The organism is Streptomyces sp. NPDC037126 (assembly GCF_055605965.1).
The window spans coordinates 274,585-291,286 of sequence record NZ_JBVJTD010000002.1 but is presented as its reverse complement, the minus strand read 5'-3'; the positions used below and the strand labels follow the sequence as shown (position 1 = coordinate 291,286).

Annotated in this window: 13 protein-coding genes; 9 read left to right on the top strand and 4 right to left on the bottom strand. The window is 72.7% G+C overall.

The genetic code is table 11. From position 1 onward, the window contains the following. Positions 1-118 precede the first annotated feature (118 nt). Positions 119-1,612, top strand: coding sequence for an SDR family NAD(P)-dependent oxidoreductase (locus tag ACZ7FF_RS06370; RefSeq protein WP_470809969.1), 1,494 nt, complete (start codon positions 119-121; stop codon positions 1,610-1,612). Between the two features lie 43 nt (positions 1,613-1,655). Here ACZ7FF_RS06370 and ACZ7FF_RS06365 read toward each other — a convergent pair whose 3' ends face one another. Both ACZ7FF_RS06365 and ACZ7FF_RS06360 read right to left on the bottom strand, forming a co-directional pair. Continuing rightward, positions 1,656-2,456, bottom strand: a complete 801-nt coding sequence (locus tag ACZ7FF_RS06365; RefSeq protein ID WP_470809967.1) for an SDR family oxidoreductase — start codon at positions 2,454-2,456, stop codon at positions 1,656-1,658. A gap of 56 nt (positions 2,457-2,512) precedes the next feature. Then, positions 2,513-2,908 carry a hypothetical protein gene (locus tag ACZ7FF_RS06360; RefSeq protein WP_470809966.1) on the bottom strand — a complete coding sequence of 132 codons (396 nt, stop codon included), beginning with the start codon at positions 2,906-2,908 and terminating at the stop codon, positions 2,513-2,515. A gap of 495 nt (positions 2,909-3,403) precedes the next feature. On the opposite strand from ACZ7FF_RS06360, the gene ACZ7FF_RS06355 reads away from it, so the two are divergent. Beyond that, a complete protein-coding gene (locus ACZ7FF_RS06355; RefSeq protein ID WP_470809964.1) occupies positions 3,404-3,577 on the top strand; it encodes a hypothetical protein in 174 nt (57 codons plus the stop codon). Positions 3,578-3,639: 62 nt separating this feature from the next. Further along, on the top strand, positions 3,640-4,149 hold the full coding sequence (locus ACZ7FF_RS06350; RefSeq protein WP_470809963.1) for a GNAT family N-acetyltransferase: 510 nt from the start codon (positions 3,640-3,642) through the stop codon (positions 4,147-4,149). 74 nt (positions 4,150-4,223) lie between these two features. On the opposite strand, the gene ACZ7FF_RS06345 is transcribed toward ACZ7FF_RS06350, so the two are convergent. Together ACZ7FF_RS06345 and ACZ7FF_RS06340 are read right to left on the bottom strand one after the other, a co-directional pair. Beyond that, complete coding sequence (locus tag ACZ7FF_RS06345; RefSeq protein WP_470809962.1) at positions 4,224-5,576, bottom strand: amidase; 1,353 nt, start codon at positions 5,574-5,576, stop codon at positions 4,224-4,226. 120 nt (positions 5,577-5,696) lie between these two features. After that, positions 5,697-6,746 (bottom strand): LacI family DNA-binding transcriptional regulator, encoded by a 1,050-nt coding sequence (locus ACZ7FF_RS06340; RefSeq protein ID WP_470809957.1) that lies wholly within the window; start codon positions 6,744-6,746, stop codon positions 5,697-5,699. A gap of 219 nt (positions 6,747-6,965) precedes the next feature. Between ACZ7FF_RS06340 and ACZ7FF_RS06335 the strand changes: the two genes are divergently transcribed. From ACZ7FF_RS06335 to ACZ7FF_RS06310, 6 genes are read left to right on the top strand one after another with little or no spacing between them, the layout of a single operon-like run. Then, complete coding sequence (locus tag ACZ7FF_RS06335; RefSeq protein WP_470809955.1) at positions 6,966-8,252, top strand: ABC transporter substrate-binding protein; 1,287 nt, start codon at positions 6,966-6,968, stop codon at positions 8,250-8,252. Between the two features lie 6 nt (positions 8,253-8,258). Continuing rightward, a complete protein-coding gene (locus ACZ7FF_RS06330; RefSeq protein WP_470809954.1) occupies positions 8,259-9,155 on the top strand; it encodes a carbohydrate ABC transporter permease in 897 nt (298 codons plus the stop codon). Then, a complete protein-coding gene (locus tag ACZ7FF_RS06325) occupies positions 9,152-10,060 on the top strand; it encodes a carbohydrate ABC transporter permease (protein WP_470809952.1) in 909 nt (302 codons plus the stop codon). Before ACZ7FF_RS06330 ends, ACZ7FF_RS06325 begins: the two co-directional genes overlap by 4 nt. Positions 10,061-10,095: 35 nt before the next feature. Next, positions 10,096-11,352: a glycoside hydrolase 5 family protein gene (locus ACZ7FF_RS06320; RefSeq protein WP_470809950.1), complete on the top strand. Its 1,257-nt coding sequence runs from the start codon at positions 10,096-10,098 to the stop codon at positions 11,350-11,352. Continuing rightward, positions 11,349-13,385 (top strand): endo-beta-N-acetylglucosaminidase, encoded by a 2,037-nt coding sequence (locus tag ACZ7FF_RS06315; protein ID WP_470809949.1) that lies wholly within the window; start codon positions 11,349-11,351, stop codon positions 13,383-13,385. Before ACZ7FF_RS06320 ends, ACZ7FF_RS06315 begins: the two co-directional genes overlap by 4 nt. Before the next feature lie 30 nt (positions 13,386-13,415). Then, entirely contained in the window at positions 13,416-16,430 is a 3,015-nt protein-coding gene (locus ACZ7FF_RS06310) for an alpha-mannosidase (protein WP_470809948.1), read from the top strand. The last annotated feature ends 272 nt before the right edge of the window (positions 16,431-16,702 follow it).

The following is a 16,702-nucleotide window of genomic DNA, read 5'->3' as shown; positions in this document are numbered from 1 at the left end:
CCCCGCGGGGACGGGAATCCGTACGGGTTTGGCTCCTGGCCCGGCGCTCCGTAAAATTCCGCGTTCGAAGGCGGGCGCGAGTCGGAGCGCTGCGCGTGACCAGGGAAGCGGCAGCGCGATGACGGTGACAGAAGACGGCTCGATGGCCACGGAAGAGGTGGTCTACGGCCCGGGTATCGACCCCGAGCGCCTGGCCGTCTGCCTGAGCGTGCTCGAGGAGCTCGACCAGATCGACGTGGACCACCCCGACGCGATCCGGGTGCGCCGGGCCACCTCGCACATCTACCGGACGGTCAAGCAGCGCCGCCGCCAGGAGCGCCGGGCCGCCAAGACCGCGCACGACCGGGCCGTCACGGAAGCCACGGCCACCGGCTCCGCCGAGCGCATCGACGACGAGACCGAGGGCATCCTGCCCTCCTCCAAGGTCGAGGCCGGCCGGATCGCGGGCATACTCCAGCGCCCGCGCTCCTGCTACACCTGCAAGCAGCGCTACGTCGAGGTCGACTACTTCTACCACCAGCTCTGCCCGGACTGCGCCGCCCAGAACCGCGCCAAGCGGGACGCCCGCGCCGACCTCGGCGGCAAGCGCGCCCTGCTCACCGGCGGCCGGGCCAAGATCGGCATGTACATCGCGCTGCGCCTGCTGCGCGACGGCGCGCACACGACCATCACCACGCGCTTCCCCAAGGACGCCATCCGCCGGTTCAAGGCGATGGAGGACTCGGCGGACTGGCTGCACCGGCTGGAGGTCGTCGGCATCGACCTGCGTGATCCCGCGCAGGCCGTGGCCCTGGCGGAGCAGGTCGCCGACGCGGGCCCGCTCGACATCCTGATCAACAACGCGACGCAGACCGTGCGCCGGCTGCCCTCCGCGTACGCGGCCCTGGTCGACGGCGAGAGCGCCCCGCTGCCCGCCGGCGAGCTGCCCCCGCACCACGTCATCGGCGCGTTCAACTCGGGTGCCGTCGACGGCATCGCCGCGCTGCCCATCGGCACCAGCGGCCTGGACGCGCAGCGCGTCGCCGACCTCGCCCTCGTCGCGGGCAACGCCAGCATCGCCCGGCACGTGGACGGCACCGCCATCGACGCCGGCGGCCTCGTCCCCGACGTCGTCGACTCCAACACCTGGGTGCAGAGCATCGAGCAGATCTCCCCGGTGGAGCTGCTCGAGACCCAGCTGTGCAACTACACCGCGCCGTTCATCCTCATCAGCAAGCTGCGCCCGGCCATGGCCGAGGCCGCGCGGAAGGCGGCCCGGGGACGCTCGTACGTCGTCAACGTCTCGGCGATGGAGGGCGTCTTCAACCGCGGCTACAAGGGTGCCGGGCACCCCAACACCAACGCGGCCAAGGCGGCCATGAACATGGTCACGCGGACCAGTGCCCCCGAGATGTTCGAGACGGACAGCATCCTCATGACGTCGGTCGACACCGGCTGGATCACCGACGAGCGCCCGCACTACGACAAGCTGCGCCTCGCCGAGGCCGGCTTCCACGCGCCCCTCGACCTGGTCGACGGCGCCGCCCGCGTCTACGACCCGATCGTGCGCGGCGAGGCGGGCGAGGACCTGTACGGCGTCTTCATGAAGGACTACGTGCCGGGCAAGTGGTGAGCCGGTGAGTTCGGCGGCGTCCCGTGCCCCACGGGCCGCCGCCCTAGGTCCCGGGGCCCTCGCGCAGACGGTCGTGCACGGCGTACGTCCCCGCGGTGGACGCCGCGCGTACCCGCGTCCCGCCGTCCACCAGCAGATCGGCGCCGGTGATCCACCCGGCCGCGTCGGACACCAGCCACACCACCGCCCGCGCCACGTCCTCCGGCTCCCCGATCCGCCCCAGCGGCAGCCCGGCGGCCACCTCCCGCTCGCCGGGCTCCCACACGAAGCGCGCCATCTCGGTGCGCACGAGCCCGGGGGAGACCGAGTTCACCCGCACCCGGGGCGCCAGCTCGCCCGCGAGCTGCCGGGTGAGGTGCAGCAGCGCCGCCTTGCTGGTGCCGTACGCCCCCACGTGCGGCCCCGGATGCCCGGCGCCCTCGGTGCACACGTTGACGACGGCCCCGCCGTGCGCCTGCATCCAGCCCCGCCACGCGCACCGCACGAACCGCAGCGGCGCCTCGACGTTCACGGCGAACGCCTCCCGCCAGGCGTGCGGATCGGCCTCCATCAGCGGCCCGTACGGCCGGTTCGTCGCCGCGTTGTTGACGAGAACGTCCAGCCGCCCGAACTCGCGCAGCACGAGGTCGGTCACCGCCTCGGGATGCCCCGGCTCCGCCACGCTCCCGGCGACGGCGAGCCCGCCCAGCTCGGCCGCCGTCCGGTGCGCCTCGGCCGCGTCCCGCGCCGTCACGCACACCCGCGCGCCCGCCTCGGCGAGCGCACCGGCGACGGCTCGCCCGATCCCGCGCGTGGCACCGGTGACGACGGCCACCCTGCCGTCCAGTCCGTACGACGACGTCATCGCCGTACCGTCTCATGACGCCCCGTCAGAAACCAGGGAGCGGACGGCCCCGTGCGTCAGTCGACCGCGCCGAGCCGGGAGTTGCGGGCCGCCACCAGTTCCAGGACCGTGCGCCAGTCCTCCAGGACACCGGCGTCGAAGCCCGCCGTCCGCCCCTCCTCGCCGGCCTGGCGCAGGCGCAGCACATCGTCGTCCGCCGGGCCCGCGTCCCCGCGGACCAGCCGGAACACCCGCTCCCCGAGCAGCGCCCGTACCGCCTCCGCGGCGCTGTGGGCCCGGCCCTTCCCGTCGCCGGGGGACAGGACCGGTCCGATCCCGTGGATCAACCCCGCCACCTGGAGCTCCTTGTCGGCGGGACGGCTGCGGCGCAGCAGCGCGGCGGTCCGCAGCGCGTGCTGGTGCCGGCCGGCGTACAGCAGATCCATCAGCTCCTCGACGCTGCGCAGCTCCATGCGTCAGTCCTTCCGCGAGACAGCCGTGCCGCACGTCAGCAGACCATGGCGAGCTTGCGACCCGGCCAACGGCACCTGAACTGAGCCGCGTGGCGGTACGAGACTTCGTACCGACAGTCGAAAATTCATTCGCATCGCTGAGCCGTATGGGTGATCCGGGTCCCCTGCGAGTCATGCGGTTTGTTGCGGATGGCGGCATATTGAGAGGTATTGGATGGCGCAGCGAAGCGCGATAGTTACACCTTGTTTGCACTCCCTATCGAGCGGACCTCCGCTCATTTGGTTAATCTGGAGTGGACGGACAGCAGTAAGGGGTCCCACCCACACCCATCGTCCGTCCCGGGGCGAGCCGGCGGACAACGGCCTGCTCTGACACCTGTACCGGCGCCACCGCGTCCGAACTGGCCTTTCATCCAGACCCGAGCGGGCGGCGGTCGCCGGAGCGCAGACCGTCCGGTATGCCCCGAGGGTGACCCGACACATAAGGAGTGCGCGGTGACACCGGAGAAGACGAATCGCGAGCAGCGCCCCAAGGAACACTCGGAGCGCGCGGGCCGAAGGCCCGGAGAACTCGGCAGTCTCGACGTTTGGGCCCGGTCCGCCCCGATCCGCCTCGCGGGCTACGAGGACGACCTCGCCGAGCCCCATATCCTGCCCAGCGTGGACTGACCTCCGGGTCGGACCACTCGCGATCGCCGCAGGCATGGGCGTGACCTGACAGACTCACGCCCATGCTGATCAGAGAAGCCGCGGCCGGCGACTGGCCGCGGATCTGGCCGTTCTGGCACCGGATCGTCGCCGCCGCCGAAACCTACGCCTGGGACCCCGACACGAGCGAGGAGGCGGCCCGCGCGCTGTGGATGGGCCCGGGCAGGCGTGTCTACGTGGCCGAGGACCCCGACGGCACGGTGACCGGCTCCGCCTACCTCACCGCGAACTACGGCGGACCCGCCTCCGGCGTCGCCAACGCCGGTTTCATGGTCGACCCCGACCACTCCGGGCGCGGTGTCGGCCGCGCCCTCGCCGAACACGTCGTGGCCGAGGCCAGGGCCCACGGCTACCGCGCGATGGTCTTCAACGCCGTGGTCGAGACGAACCCCGCCGTCGGGCTGTGGACCTCCCTCGGCTTCACCGTCCTCGGCACCGTGCCGGAGGCCTTCGAGCACCCCCGGTACGGCCGGGTCGGACTGCACATCATGTACCGGGCCCTGGACCGACCGGCGCCGCGGTCCGAGCACTAGGTCCTGTCGTTTGGATCATGCCGCGCGGCGCCTGACAACACACCGTGGGCCAAACCGACCTGATCCGACCGGCTCTAGCCCTCCTGCGCCACCGGCGCCGCGCGCCGCCACGGGCTGAGCCGCTCCAACTCCCCGGCCAGGTCCAGCAGGTCCGCCTCCGTGCCCGGGCGGCCCACGAGCTGTACGGCGCAGGGCGCGCCCGAGGGCAGAGTGCCGACGGGCACGGACATGGCGGGCCAGCCCGTCAGGTTCCACGGCGGTGTGAACGGCGAATAGGCGGTGTTCACGAGGACATTGCGCAGCCAGCCGCGCTCGTGCCACGGGCCGGCCGCGGGGGAGCGGCGCGCCAGGGCCGGGGTGAGCAGCACGTCGTGCTCGGCGAAGAAGGGCGTCAGCCGGGCGCGCAGCCGCTCACGCTCGGCACCGGTGCGCACCGAGCGCACGAAGCGCCGGCCCACCGCCGCGTGCACCCGGGTCCGCCGGGCCAGCCGCGCCGCGTCGAGACCCTCGGCGTCCACCGCCGTCCCCGCCGTCCAGTGCCGCAGCGCGGTCACCCCCAGCGAGAGCGGATACGGCGGCTCCGCCCGGCGCACCTGGTGCCCGGCCCGCGCCAGCAGACCGGCCGCCTGCCGCACCGCGGTCGTGTACGGCCTGCTCACGCTCACCCCGGCGAGCGGGCTGCGCAGGGCCACGGCGATCCTGCGCCGCGCCGGCTCCTTCGCCCCGGCGAAGCCGGTGTCCGCCAGCACGCCGAGCATCAGCCGCAGGTCCTCCAGCGTGGTGGCGAGCGGGCCGTTCTCCGACATGCCGAACCAGTCCCCGTTGCCGATCCCGGCCGGCACCACGCCGTGCCCCGGCTTCAGCGTGACCAGGCCGCAGTTCGCCGCCGGGATGCGCAGGGACCCCATGCCGTCGTTGCCGAGCGCGATCGGCACCAGCCCCGCGGCCACCGCGGCCGCGCTGCCCCCGGAGGAGCCGCCCGCCGTGCGCGAGGTGTCCCACGGGTTGCGCGCGGTGCCGTAGACGCCCTCGGTGGTGCCGAAGACGCACAGCTCGGGCACGTTCGTCAGGCCCACGACCACGGCACCGGCCGCCCGCAGCCGGGCCACGGTGACATGGTCCTCGCCGGCCGGCGCGTCCGCGGTCGCGGCGGAGCCGTCGCGGTGCGACTCGCCGCGTACCGCCAGGTTGTCCTTCACCGCCACCGGGACGCCCGCGAGCGGCAGTCCGGCCAGATCCGAGCGGGCGGCCACCGCGTCCGCCTCGGCCAGTGCCGCCTCGGACCGGACCCTGCGGAACGCGCCGATCCGTGGGTCCAGCCGCTCGATGCGGGCCAGGTGCTGGGCCGCCACCTCCCGTGGCGTCACCCGCTTCTCACGTACGGCGGCGGCGATCTCGGCGGCGGTCCGCCCGGCCCAGTTGCCCACGGGCACTCCTCGGTCAGTCGTCGGCTACTCGTCGGTATGGAACAAGGCGCAGGGAGAACTCTGCACCGTGGGGCGATCGCACGTCGAGAGCGGGCGCCGAGGCGGCGTACGACGCGAGGGTCAGGGGCGGTGCGGCGCGAGGACCGTGCTGCCCCGGCCGGTCAGCCGGGGCACCGGGACCCCCACGGCCCGCGCCTGCCCGCCGTCCAGCAGCGCCAGCAGCTCACGGGCCGCCGTCCGCCCGAACTCCGCGCTGTCCCGGGAGAGAGCGGACAGCCGGGGCGTCACCATCCGGCACAGGGCCGAGTCCTCCCAGGAGACCACCGAGACGTCCCGCGGGACGCGGAAGCCGAGGTCGCCGGCGGCGGCCACGCCGGCCACGGCCATCACGTCGTTGTCGTAGACGAGTGCCGTCGGGGCGGGCGAGGCACCGAGCACCCGGCGGGTCACCGCGGCGCCCTCGGCGTCGGAGTAGTCCGTGGTCACCGACCGGACCTCGGTGAGCCCCCGCCGCTCCGCCTCCGCGCGCAGGGTGGCCACACGCCGCTGGGTGTGGGCGAGTTCGGGCAGGCCGGCGATGTGGACGATGCGCCGGTGCCCGAGGGCCGTCAGCTCGTCCACGACCGAGGCCATCGCGCCGGCGTCGTCCGCCCAGACCGTGGACAGGCCGGGCTGGCGCACCTCGGGCGCCCCGCCGATCACCACGCCCGGCAGGCCGAGTTCGTCCAGCAGGCCGGGCCGCGGGTCACCGACGCGGGGGTCGGCCACCAGGACGCCGTCCACCCGGTGCTCCGCCCACCAGCGCCGGTACGCCGCGCACTCGTCGGCCACGTCCTCGGCCATCTGGAAGAGCAGGCCCAGATGGCGCTCGGCGAGCACCTCCTGGACGCCGGAGACCAGCTGGAGGAAGAACGAGTCGACGCCCAGGGTGTGCGCGGGGCGGGCCAGCACGAAGCCGACCGTGGCCACGCCCTCGCCGGACAGGGCGCGGGCCGCCGTGCTGGGCCGCCAGCCGAGCTGCTCGGCGACCCGGCGGACGCGCGCCCGGGTGGCCTCGGAGACACCGGGGCGGTCGTTGAGCGCGAAGGAGACGGCGCTCTCGGAGACCCCGGCCCGGCGGGCGATGTCCTTCATCGTGGGCCGGCGTGCGGGGGACCGTCTGGTCGGCACGTCTGTCCCCTTCCTGACAGTGCGCGCTAATGCGCTTGAGTGTCAAGACCCTAAAGCGCATTAGCAATTGATGGCAAGGTCTCGGCCAAAACCTTCTGACCTGCACTGATGAAGGCGTGATTTCTTTAGCTGGGACGAATCCATTGACTTTCCCGGAAGGCCCCGGGCAAGGTCTCTGGCGCCCCCAACCACCAGACCCAGCAAGGGAGTCGTGTCCCCGTGCCCAAGTCCCGCAGAGCCCTCGCCGCCGCTGCCGTCGCCCTCGTCCTGCCGCTGAGCGCCTGCGGTTCGGGCGGAGACGGCGGCGGCTCCACCGACGCATCCGGCAAGGTCGAGGGAGACATCACCTTCCAGACGTGGAACCTGCGCGCCAACTTCAAGCAGTACTTCGACGGCCTGATCGCGGACTTCGAGAACAAGTACCCCGGCACCCATGTGAAGTGGATCGACCAGCCCGCCGAGGGCTATGCCGACAAGCTCAGCGCCGACGCGGCCGGCGGCACCCTGCCCGACGTCGTCAACGTCTCCCCGGACCTGGTCGCCCCGCTCGCCAGGGCCGGACTCGCCCTCGACCTCGGCAAGAGCGCCGCCCAGTACAGGCCCGAGTACCTGGCCGGCGCCTGGGCCGGCCACCAGGTGCCGGGCATGAACGGCACGTACGCCTTCCCCTGGTACCTGAACACCGGCCCGCTCTTCTACGACAAGGCCCTGTTCCGCAAGGCCGGGCTCGACCCCGACAAGCCGCCGACGACCTACGGCGAACTCTTCGCCGACGCACTCCAGATGGCGGACAGGAGCGGCGGCAAGGTGGCCACCCTCGCCAACGTGCCCACCATCGAGGACTTCGGCCGCTACGGCGTCCCGCTGATGAACAAGGAAGGGACCGCGTTCGCCTTCAACGACGCCAGGGGTGTCGAACTCCTCGCCAAGTACAAGCAGTTGTACGACGCCAAGGCGCTCGACCCGCAGGCCCTGACCGCGACCCCGGAGTCCTCCGGCAAGAAGTTCCTCACCGGCGCGGTCGCCATGAACCCCGGAAGCGCCCTCGACCTCGACAACTTCAAGAAGAACGCGCCGAGCCTGTACCGGAACATCGGCATCACCGACCAGATCACCAGCACCGGGCACGCCAACATGTACGTGATGGGCGTGATGGTCAACTCGCGCACCAGGCACACCCCGGCCGCGGTCGCCTTCGCCCACTTCGTCACCGACGCGCGGAACCAGATGGCCTTCGCCAAGAAGGTCGCCATCTTCCCGAGCACCGCCGGCTCCCTGGACGACCCGTACTTCACCAAGGAGGACGGCACCGACGAGACCCGGGTGCGCATCGCCGCCGCCAAGTCCCTGAAGAGCGCGGTCAACTACACACCCGTCCTGTTCAGCGACCAGATGAAGACCGCCCTGCGCAACGAGGTCGCCAAGGCGCTCCAGGGCAAGGAGAGCCCCAAGGCAGCCCTCGACAACGCTGTCAGGGCCGCCGACGACCTCCTGAAGCAGAGCTGACCTGCCATGGCCACCCCCACCGCCCCCACCCGGATACGGCGCCAGCTCCCGACCAGCCCCTGGCTGTTCGCGGCACCCGGACTGCTCGTCACCGGCGCCTTCGTGCTCTACCCGTTCGTCTCCACGCTGGTGAACTCCTTCACCGACCGCCGCACCCTGCTCCCGGGCCGCTTCGTGGGCCTCGCCAACTTCCGCGAGCTGCTGCACGACGACATGTTCTGGACCGGTCTGCGCAACAGCACGCTGTACATCCTGGGTGTCGTACCGGCCCTGGTGGTGCTGCCGCTGCTGCTCGCCCTGCTGGTGCAGAAGAACATCCCCGGCATCACCTTCTTCCGCTCCGCCTTCTACACCCCGGTCGTCGCCTCGATCGTGGTCGTCGGGCTGATCTGGGTGTGGCTGCTGGACGAACGCGGCCTGGTCAACTCCCTGCTGGAGGCGGTGGGGATCGGCCGGATCGGGTTCCTCAGCGACCAGTGGCTGCTCCTGCTGAGCGCGATGGCCGTCACGGTGTGGAAGGGCCTCGGCTACTACATGATCATCTATCTGGCGGCGCTGGCGACCGTACCGCGCGAACTGCACGAGGCCGCCTCCGTGGACGGCGCGGGACCGGTGCGCCGGTTCCTGTCGGTCACCGTGCCCGCCGTGCGCTCCACCATGGTGCTGGTCGCCGCGCTCTCCTCCGTCGCCGCCTTCAAGGTGTTCTCCGAGGTGTACCTGATGGCGGGCCCGACCGGCGGACCGGCCGGCGAGGACACCACCCTCGTCATGCTGGTGCAGCGCACCGGCACCGGTCTCACCGGCCGCGTCGGCTACGCCTCCGCCCTCTCCGTGGTCGTGTTCGCCGTCACCGTCGCGCTGATGCTGCTGGTGCTGCGCGCCGACCGCGGGGAGGAGTCGTGAGCGTCCTGGAGAGGGTGCGGCCCGAGCGCCCGGTGGTGGCCGCCGCCCGGGAGCCGCGCGTCACCGACGAGCACGGCCGCCGCATCCCGACCGGCGAACTGATCTGGCGCTACCTGCTGCTCCTCGCCGTACTCGCCCTCACCGTCGGTCCGTTCCTCTGGCAGCTGTCCACCTCCCTCAAGGGACCCACCGAGGACATCTACGGCTCACCGCCGTCGTTCCTGCCGGGCCGTCCCACCCTGCACAACTACGCACGGGTCGCCGACACCATCCCCGTCTGGGACTACGCGCTGAACTCCCTGAAGGTCGCCACCGCCAACGTCGTGACGAACTGCGTCGGTTCCGCGCTCGCCGGGTACGCGCTCGCCCGGCTGCGCTACCGCGGCCGGCGCGTGGCCACGCTCGCCTTCGTGCTGGCGATGCTGGTGCCGGTCGAGGGCATCGTCATCGCCCAGTTCACCACCATGCGCGAACTCGGCCTGAACAACACCCTCGTCGGGGTCGTCCTGCCCGGCGCGATCGGCGCGATGAACGTCCTGCTGATGCGCAACGCGTTCCGCAACCTGCCGTACGAGATCGAGGAGGCCGCCTACGTCGACGGCGCCGACGTCTGGCAGCGGTTCCTGCGCATCGCCCTGCCCTCCGTCAGGGGCACCCTCGCCGTCGTGGCGATCTTCGCCTTCATGGGCGCCTGGGACGACTTCCTGTGGCCGCTGATCGTGCTCAGCGACCCGTCCAGGTTCACCCTCACCATCGGCCTCAACTACCTGCACGGCACCTTCGCCGACGACGAACGCCTCGTCGCCGCCGGCACCGTGATCGCCGTCGCGCCGCTCATCGCCCTCTTCGCCTGTCTCCAGCGGTACTTCTTCCGCGGCGTCGGCGAGGGCGCGGTCAAGGGCTGACCCTCCCGCACAGGTACGACAGAACCAGGATCGCCATGTCTCCTGCCGTGCGCCTCGGCGTCAACTACACCCCCAGCGAAGGGTGGTTCCACCACTGGCTCGACTTCGACCTCGACTCCGTGCGCGCCGACCTCGACGCGATCGCCGCGCTCGGCCTCGACCACATCCGCGTCTTCCCGCTGTGGCCGTACTTCCAGCCCAACCGCACGCTCATCCGCCCCCGCGCCGTCGAGCAGCTCGTGGCCCTCGCCGACGCGGCCGCCGAACGCGACCTCGACGTCAACGTGGACGGCCTGCAGGGCCACCTGAGCAGCTTCGACTTCCTCCCCGCCTGGACCCGCACCTGGCACCGGCGCAACCTCTTCACCGACCCGCTGGTGGTGGACGGCCAGGCCGCCTACCTCCGGACCCTCGCCGCCGCCCTCGCCGACCGGCCCAACTTCATCGGCATGACCGTCGGCAACGAGGTCAACCAGTTCGCCGCGGGCCCCCACCCCGACCCCGACCGGATCACGGCGGACGACGCCGAGCGCTGGCTCACCCGGATGCTCGCCGCCTGCGTCGAGGGCGCCCCGGACCGACTGCACCTGCACGCCTCCTACGACGCCGCCTGGTACCAGGACGACCAGCCCTTCACCCCCGGCCACTCCGCCCGGCTCGGCGACCTCACCGCCGTGCACTCCTGGGTCTTCAACGGCACCGCCCAGCGCCACGGCCGTACCTCCGTGCCGGCCGAGCACCACGCCGCCTACCTGGTCGAACTCAGCAAGGCCTGGGCGGACGCGCCGCACCGGCCGGTCTGGCTCCAGGAGGTCGGCGCACCCGCGCCCCTCGTGCCCGCCGAGCACGCGGCCGCCTTCGCCGAGGCGACCCTCGCGAACGTCCTCGACTGCCCCGACCTGTGGGGCGTCACCTGGTGGTGCTCGTACGACGTCCCGCGCGGCCTCGCCGACTTCCCCGAACTGGAGTACTCCCTCGGCCTGCTCACCGGCGACCGGCGCCCCAAGGGCCTCGCGCTGGTGCTCGCCGGAGCGGCCCGCGGGCCCCACCGGCCGCCGGCCGTGCGCGGCACCGCCCTCGCCGTCCCCGCCGAACCGGGTCACCGCTCCCGCTGCGCCCCGGGCGGACCGGTCTTCGACGCGTTCTTCCGGCTCGTCGCCGACGGCGCCCGGCCCACCACCGTCCTGGACACCCGTGCCGACGACAAGGACCACCTCGACGCGCGCGGCATCACCGAAGTCGTCACCCCCGACCAGGTACTCCACACCCCACAAGGAGGCACCCGCTCGTGAACCCCAGCAGACGCACCGTCCTGGCCGCCGCCACCGCGGCCGCCCTGGCACCCGCCCTGCCCGCGGCCGCGGCCCCCCGAGCCGCCGCGACCCCGCCGTACGCCTCCTACTGGTACCTCGACTCCCTGCCCGCGGGCAGCCCCGGACCCGGTATCACCTGGCGCAGCCTGAAGACCTGGCGCGCGGCCGACGACCCCGACCTCGCCTTCAACGCGTCCTGCGTGCCGCTCGCCGCCCGCTTCACCCCGGCCCCGGCCAACACCACGGCGCGCGCCGGGCAGGCCCGCGTCCAGGCCCTGGTCTCCTTCGGGCCCACCTCGTCCAACCCCTCCCAGGGTTCGGCCACCGCCGACTACTACGCCCTCACCCACTGGGCCTACCTCGACGAGCTGGTCTTCTGGGGCGGCTCGGCCGGCGAGGGACTGGTCCTCGCGCCGAACGCGCCGGTCGTGGACGCGGCCCACCGCCACGGCGTCCCCGTCCTCGGCAACATCTTCCTGCCGCCCACCGCCTACGGCGGGCAGCTCCGGTGGACCCGCGATCTCGTGCAGAAGGACGCCACCGGGCACCACCCGCTCGCCGCGCAGCTCGTCGCGGTGGCCGCCGCCCACGGCTTCGACGGCTGGTTCGTGAACGCCGAGACGGGCGGCGGCGACACCGCGCTCGGCACGGCCGTGCTCGGCTTCGTTACGGAGCTGAGGACCCTCGCCGCGGCCAGGGGACAGCGGGTGACCTGGTACGACGCGATGACCGTGAACGGCACGGTCGGCTGGCAGGGCGCGCTGGACAGCCAGAACCAGGCGTTCTTCCAGGCCGCCGACGACATGTTCGTCGACTTCCGGTGGAGCGCCGCCACGCTCGCCTCCTCCGGCACCAGGGCGGAGCAACTGGGGCGTGACCGCCACGAGTTGTGGGCCGGGGTCGACGTCGAGTCGAACGGGTCCGGCACGTCCGTGGACTGGGACGCGATCGTGCCGGCCGGGAAACCGCACATCTCCTCGGTCGGCTTCTACCGGCCCGAGTGGACCCGCGACCACCTGCCCGACGGGCAGCGCGCCCCCGAGGACTTCCACGCCGCCGACGACCGGTTCTGGACCGGGCGCTCGCTGGACCCCTCGGCCCCGGACCCGGGCGACCCCTGGCGAGCGCCGGCGGTCTCGGTGGCCGACCGGTCCACCGTGACCTCGGTGCCGTTCGCGAGCGTGTTCAACACCGGGCACGGACTGCGCTGGTACGAGGACGGAGCCGTCGCCTCGGACACGCCCTGGAACCACCTCGGCCTCCAGGACCGGCTGCCCTCGCGGCGCTGGTCGGTGCGGACGGCGGGGGAGCGGCCGACGGTGTCCTTCGACTTCGCCGACGCCTGGCGTGGCGGCACCAGCGTGCTGGTCGCCGGTGAACCGGATCGACCAGTGGAGGTGGATCTGTACGCGACCCGGCTGCCGATCGCCGCCGACACGGTTGTCGAGCTGACCTACCGGGCCGAGGCTGGGAGTGTGAACGTAGAGCTCGCCGTCGCCACCGCCGAGCCGAGCGGCGCGGGTGCGACACCGCCGTACACCTATCGGGCCGTGAACCCGGTCAACAGGCACCACCCGCGTGGTGTGAAGTCGGTCAACGGCTGGGACACCGTGACCGTGCCGCTCACCGGGATGTCCGGCACCGTGCACGCGCTCGGCATCCGCCTCACCCCCACGGGGGCGCCCGTGCGCTGGCGGCTCGGCGGCCTCGCCGTCCGCGCGGCCGGCACCTCGCCGACCCCGGCCGCCCCCTCCGGCGTCCGCGTCACCGCGGCGAACGGCGGCGACCTCCGCCTCGCCTGGCAGGCGGCACCCGGTGCCGTCCGCCACCACACCCTGCACCGCCTCCTCCCCGACGGCACCCGCCGCTTCCTCGGCGCCACCTGCCAGCGGGCCTACTTCCTCACCGGCCTGAGGCCCGAGCAGGGCGAGCGGGCCGCACGGTTGGAAGTGCGCGCCGTAGGGGAGCTGTACACCTCGTCGGCCCCCGTGGCCGTCACCCACACCTGGTGATCATCCGGAATCCAGCAGGGAGCACCCCGCATGCATGACGACCGCACTCTGGTGGAAGCCCGCCTCAGGCGCGTCCTCGACGAACGCATCCGCCCCGCCGTGTACCCCGAGTCCGTGCCGCTGGAGGTCGCGGTCTGGCACGCGCCCGGCGAACCCGTACCGGTCGCGGAGGGACTCGCCGCCGAGCCCGAGCCGATCGAGGTCGGCGCCCGGTGGGGCGCCCCCTGGGGCACGAGCTGGTTCCGGGTCACCGGAACCGTGCCGGAGGCCTGGGCCGGCCGGACCGTCGAGGCCCTGCTCGACCTGGGCTTCGACGAGAACATGCCCGGCTTCCAGTGCGAGGGCCTGGTCTACCGGCCCGACGGCACCCCGGTGAAGGGCCTCAACCCCCGCAACCAGTGGGTGCGCATCGGGGCGCCCGTCGCGGGCGGCGAGGAGGTGCGCCTGCACATCGAGGCCGCCTCCAACCCGGTCATCCTCGACTACCAGCCGTTTCGGCCCACGTGGCTCGGCGACAAGGACACCGCCGGGCACGAGCCGCAGTACACGCTCGCCCGCATGGACCTCGCCGTCCTCGACGAGACCGTGTGGCATCTGGTGCTGGACCTGGAGGTGCTCGGCGAACTGATGGCCGAGCTGCCCGTGGACTCCGCCCGCCGCCACGACATCCTGCGCGCCGTCGAACGGGCGCTGGACGCCGTCGACCTGCAGGACGTGAACGGCACCGCGCCGCGTGCCCGCGAGCCGCTCGCCGGTGTGCTGTCGGCCCCCGCCGTGCCGTCCGCCCACCGGATCAGCGCCGTCGGGCACGCCCACATCGACTCGGCGTGGCTGTGGCCGCTGCGCGAGACGGTCCGCAAGGTGGCCCGTACGACGTCCAACATGACCGCGCTCGTCGAGGACGAGCCGGAGTTCGTGTTCGCGATGTCCCAGGCCCAGCAGTGGGCGTGGGTGAAGGAGCACCGGCCCGAGGTGTGGGCGCGGGTGAAGAAGGCGGTGGCGGACGGGCGGTTCGTGCCGGCCGGCGGGATGTGGGTGGAGTCGGACACCAACATGCCGGGCTCGGAGGCGATGGCCCGCCAGTTCGTGCACGGAAAGCGGTTCTTCCTCGACGAGTTCGGCATCGAGAACGAGGAGGCCTGGCTGCCGGACACCTTCGGGTTCGCCGCTGGCCTCCCGCAGATCATCAAGGCGGCCGGCTCCAAGTGGCTGCTGACGCAGAAGATCTCGTGGTCCCAGACGAACCGGTTCCCGCACCACACCTTCCGGTGGGAGGGCATCGACGGCACCCGGATCTTCACGCACTTCCCGCCCGTCGACACCTACAACTGCTCCATGAAGGGCGCCGAGATCGCCCACGCGGCACGCAACTTCAGGGACAAGGGCCGGGCCAGGCACTCCCTCGCGCCCACCGGCTGGGGCGACGGGGGCGGCGGCACCACCCGCGAGATGGTCGCCAAGGCGGCCCGGCTGCGCGACCTGGAGGGCTCGGCCACCGTCGCCTGGGAGACGCCCCGCGCGTTCTTCGAGCAGGCCGAGGCCGAGTACCCCGACCCGCCCGTCTGGGTCGGCGAGCTGTACCTGGAACTGCACCGCGCCACCCTGACCAGCCAGGCGAAGACCAAGCAGGGCAACCGGCGCAGCGAACACCTGCTCCGCGAGGCCGAACTCTGGGCCGCGACCGCGGCCGTACGGGCGGGATCCCCTTATCCGTACGAGGAGTTGGACCGCATCTGGAAGACGGTCCTGCTGCACCAGTTCCACGACATCCTGCCCGGCTCGTCCATCGCCTGGGTGCACCGGGAGGCCCGCGCGACGTACGAGCGCGTCGCCGGTGAGCTGAACGGGATCATCGCCGCGGCGCAACGGGCACTGGCCGGGGAAGGCACCCGGGAACTGGTGTTCAACTCGGCTCCGCACGACCGTGACGGGGTGCCCGCCGCGGGCGCCGGCGCGCGGACGGCTGCGCGGGGCACCGGTCTGTCGCCCCGGGCGGGAGGCGGGCACGTCCTGGACAACGGGCTGCTGCGCGTCGAGATCGACGGCCGGGGACTGGTCGTCTCCGTCCGCGACCTCGCCGCCGACCGCGAGACCGTCGCCCCCGGAACGGCCGCCAACCTGCTCCAACTGCACCCGGACTTCCCGAACATGTGGGACGCCTGGGACGTCGACTCCTTCTACCGCAACAGCGTCACCGACCTGACCGGGGCCGACGAGATCGGTGCCGGGGACGACGGCGCCTCGGTGCGGATCGTCCGTGCCTTCGGCGTCTCCCGGGCCACCCAGGTGCTCACGCTGCCGCCGGGGGAGCGGCGGCTGGTCGTCGACACCGAGGTCGACTGGCACGAGACGGAGAAGTTCCTGAAGCTGGCCTTCCCGCTCGACCTGCACGCCGAACGGTACGCGTCCGAGACCCAGTTCGGGCACTTCTACCGGCCCACCCACACCAACACCTCCTGGGAGGCGGCCAGGTTCGAGGCCTGCAACCACCGCTTCGTGCACCTGGAGGAGCCCGGCTGGGGCGTGGCGGTCGTCAACGACTCCACCTACGGTCACGACGTGACCCGCACGGTCCGCGGCGACGGGGGCACGACGACCACGGTGCGCGTCTCCCTGCTGCGCGCCCCGCGCTTCCCCGACCCCGAGACCGACCAGGGCGTCCACCGCTTCCGGCACGCCCTGGTCCCCGGCGCCTCGATCGGCGACGCGGTCCGCGAGGGCTGGCGGATCAACCTGCCCGAGCGGTGCACGACCGGGGCCCACGAGGTCGCTCCGCTGGTCACGGTGGACAACGACGCGATCGTGGTCACGGCGGTCAAACTCGCCGACGACGGCAGCGGTGACGTGGTGGTCCGCTTCCACGAGGCGCACGGCGGCCGGGCCCGGGGCACCCTCACGGCCGGGTTCGAGGTGGCGGAGGCGACCGCCACGGACCTGCTGGAACGGCCGTACGGTGACGCCGAGCCGCCCCTGCGCGAAGGGGACCGGATCACCGTGCGGCTGCGGCCCTTCGAGCTGAGGACCCTGCGGCTGAGCAGGCGTTGACCGCGTGCCTGTGCGGCAGAGCCGCACAGGCACACGACCGGGGCGGGCGGTTGCCCGCGCGACCGCCCGATATTCAGGTGACCGGAGGAGCGCGGCGCACTATCGTCACCCTCATGAACGTCACCGGCCGAAGCACCATCGCGACCGCGCGAGCGACATGCTCGCCGGTTGCCGCCGCCTGACTTCCCCTTTTCCCACCGGCGACCGGAAACGGCCCGTCGGTGGTTCCGTGGCGTTCCAGGCCTTCCCGCCCCGGTGTGACGCCCGTACGG

Excerpts from the sequence above, each read along its gene's own strand:
- ACZ7FF_RS06370 (WP_470809969.1), top strand. The coding sequence starts at position 119 with ATGACGGTGACAGAAGACGGCTCGATGGCCACGGAAGAGGTGGTCTAC.
- ACZ7FF_RS06365 (WP_470809967.1), bottom strand. The coding sequence starts at position 2,456 with ATGACGTCGTCGTACGGACTGGACGGCAGGGTGGCCGTCGTCACCGGT.
- ACZ7FF_RS06360 (WP_470809966.1), bottom strand. The coding sequence starts at position 2,908 with ATGGAGCTGCGCAGCGTCGAGGAGCTGATGGATCTGCTGTACGCCGGC.
- ACZ7FF_RS06350 (WP_470809963.1), top strand. The coding sequence starts at position 3,640 with ATGCTGATCAGAGAAGCCGCGGCCGGCGACTGGCCGCGGATCTGGCCG.
- ACZ7FF_RS06330 (WP_470809954.1), top strand. The coding sequence starts at position 8,259 with ATGGCCACCCCCACCGCCCCCACCCGGATACGGCGCCAGCTCCCGACC.
- ACZ7FF_RS06320 (WP_470809950.1), top strand. The coding sequence starts at position 10,096 with ATGTCTCCTGCCGTGCGCCTCGGCGTCAACTACACCCCCAGCGAAGGG.
- ACZ7FF_RS06310 (WP_470809948.1), top strand. The coding sequence starts at position 13,416 with ATGCATGACGACCGCACTCTGGTGGAAGCCCGCCTCAGGCGCGTCCTC.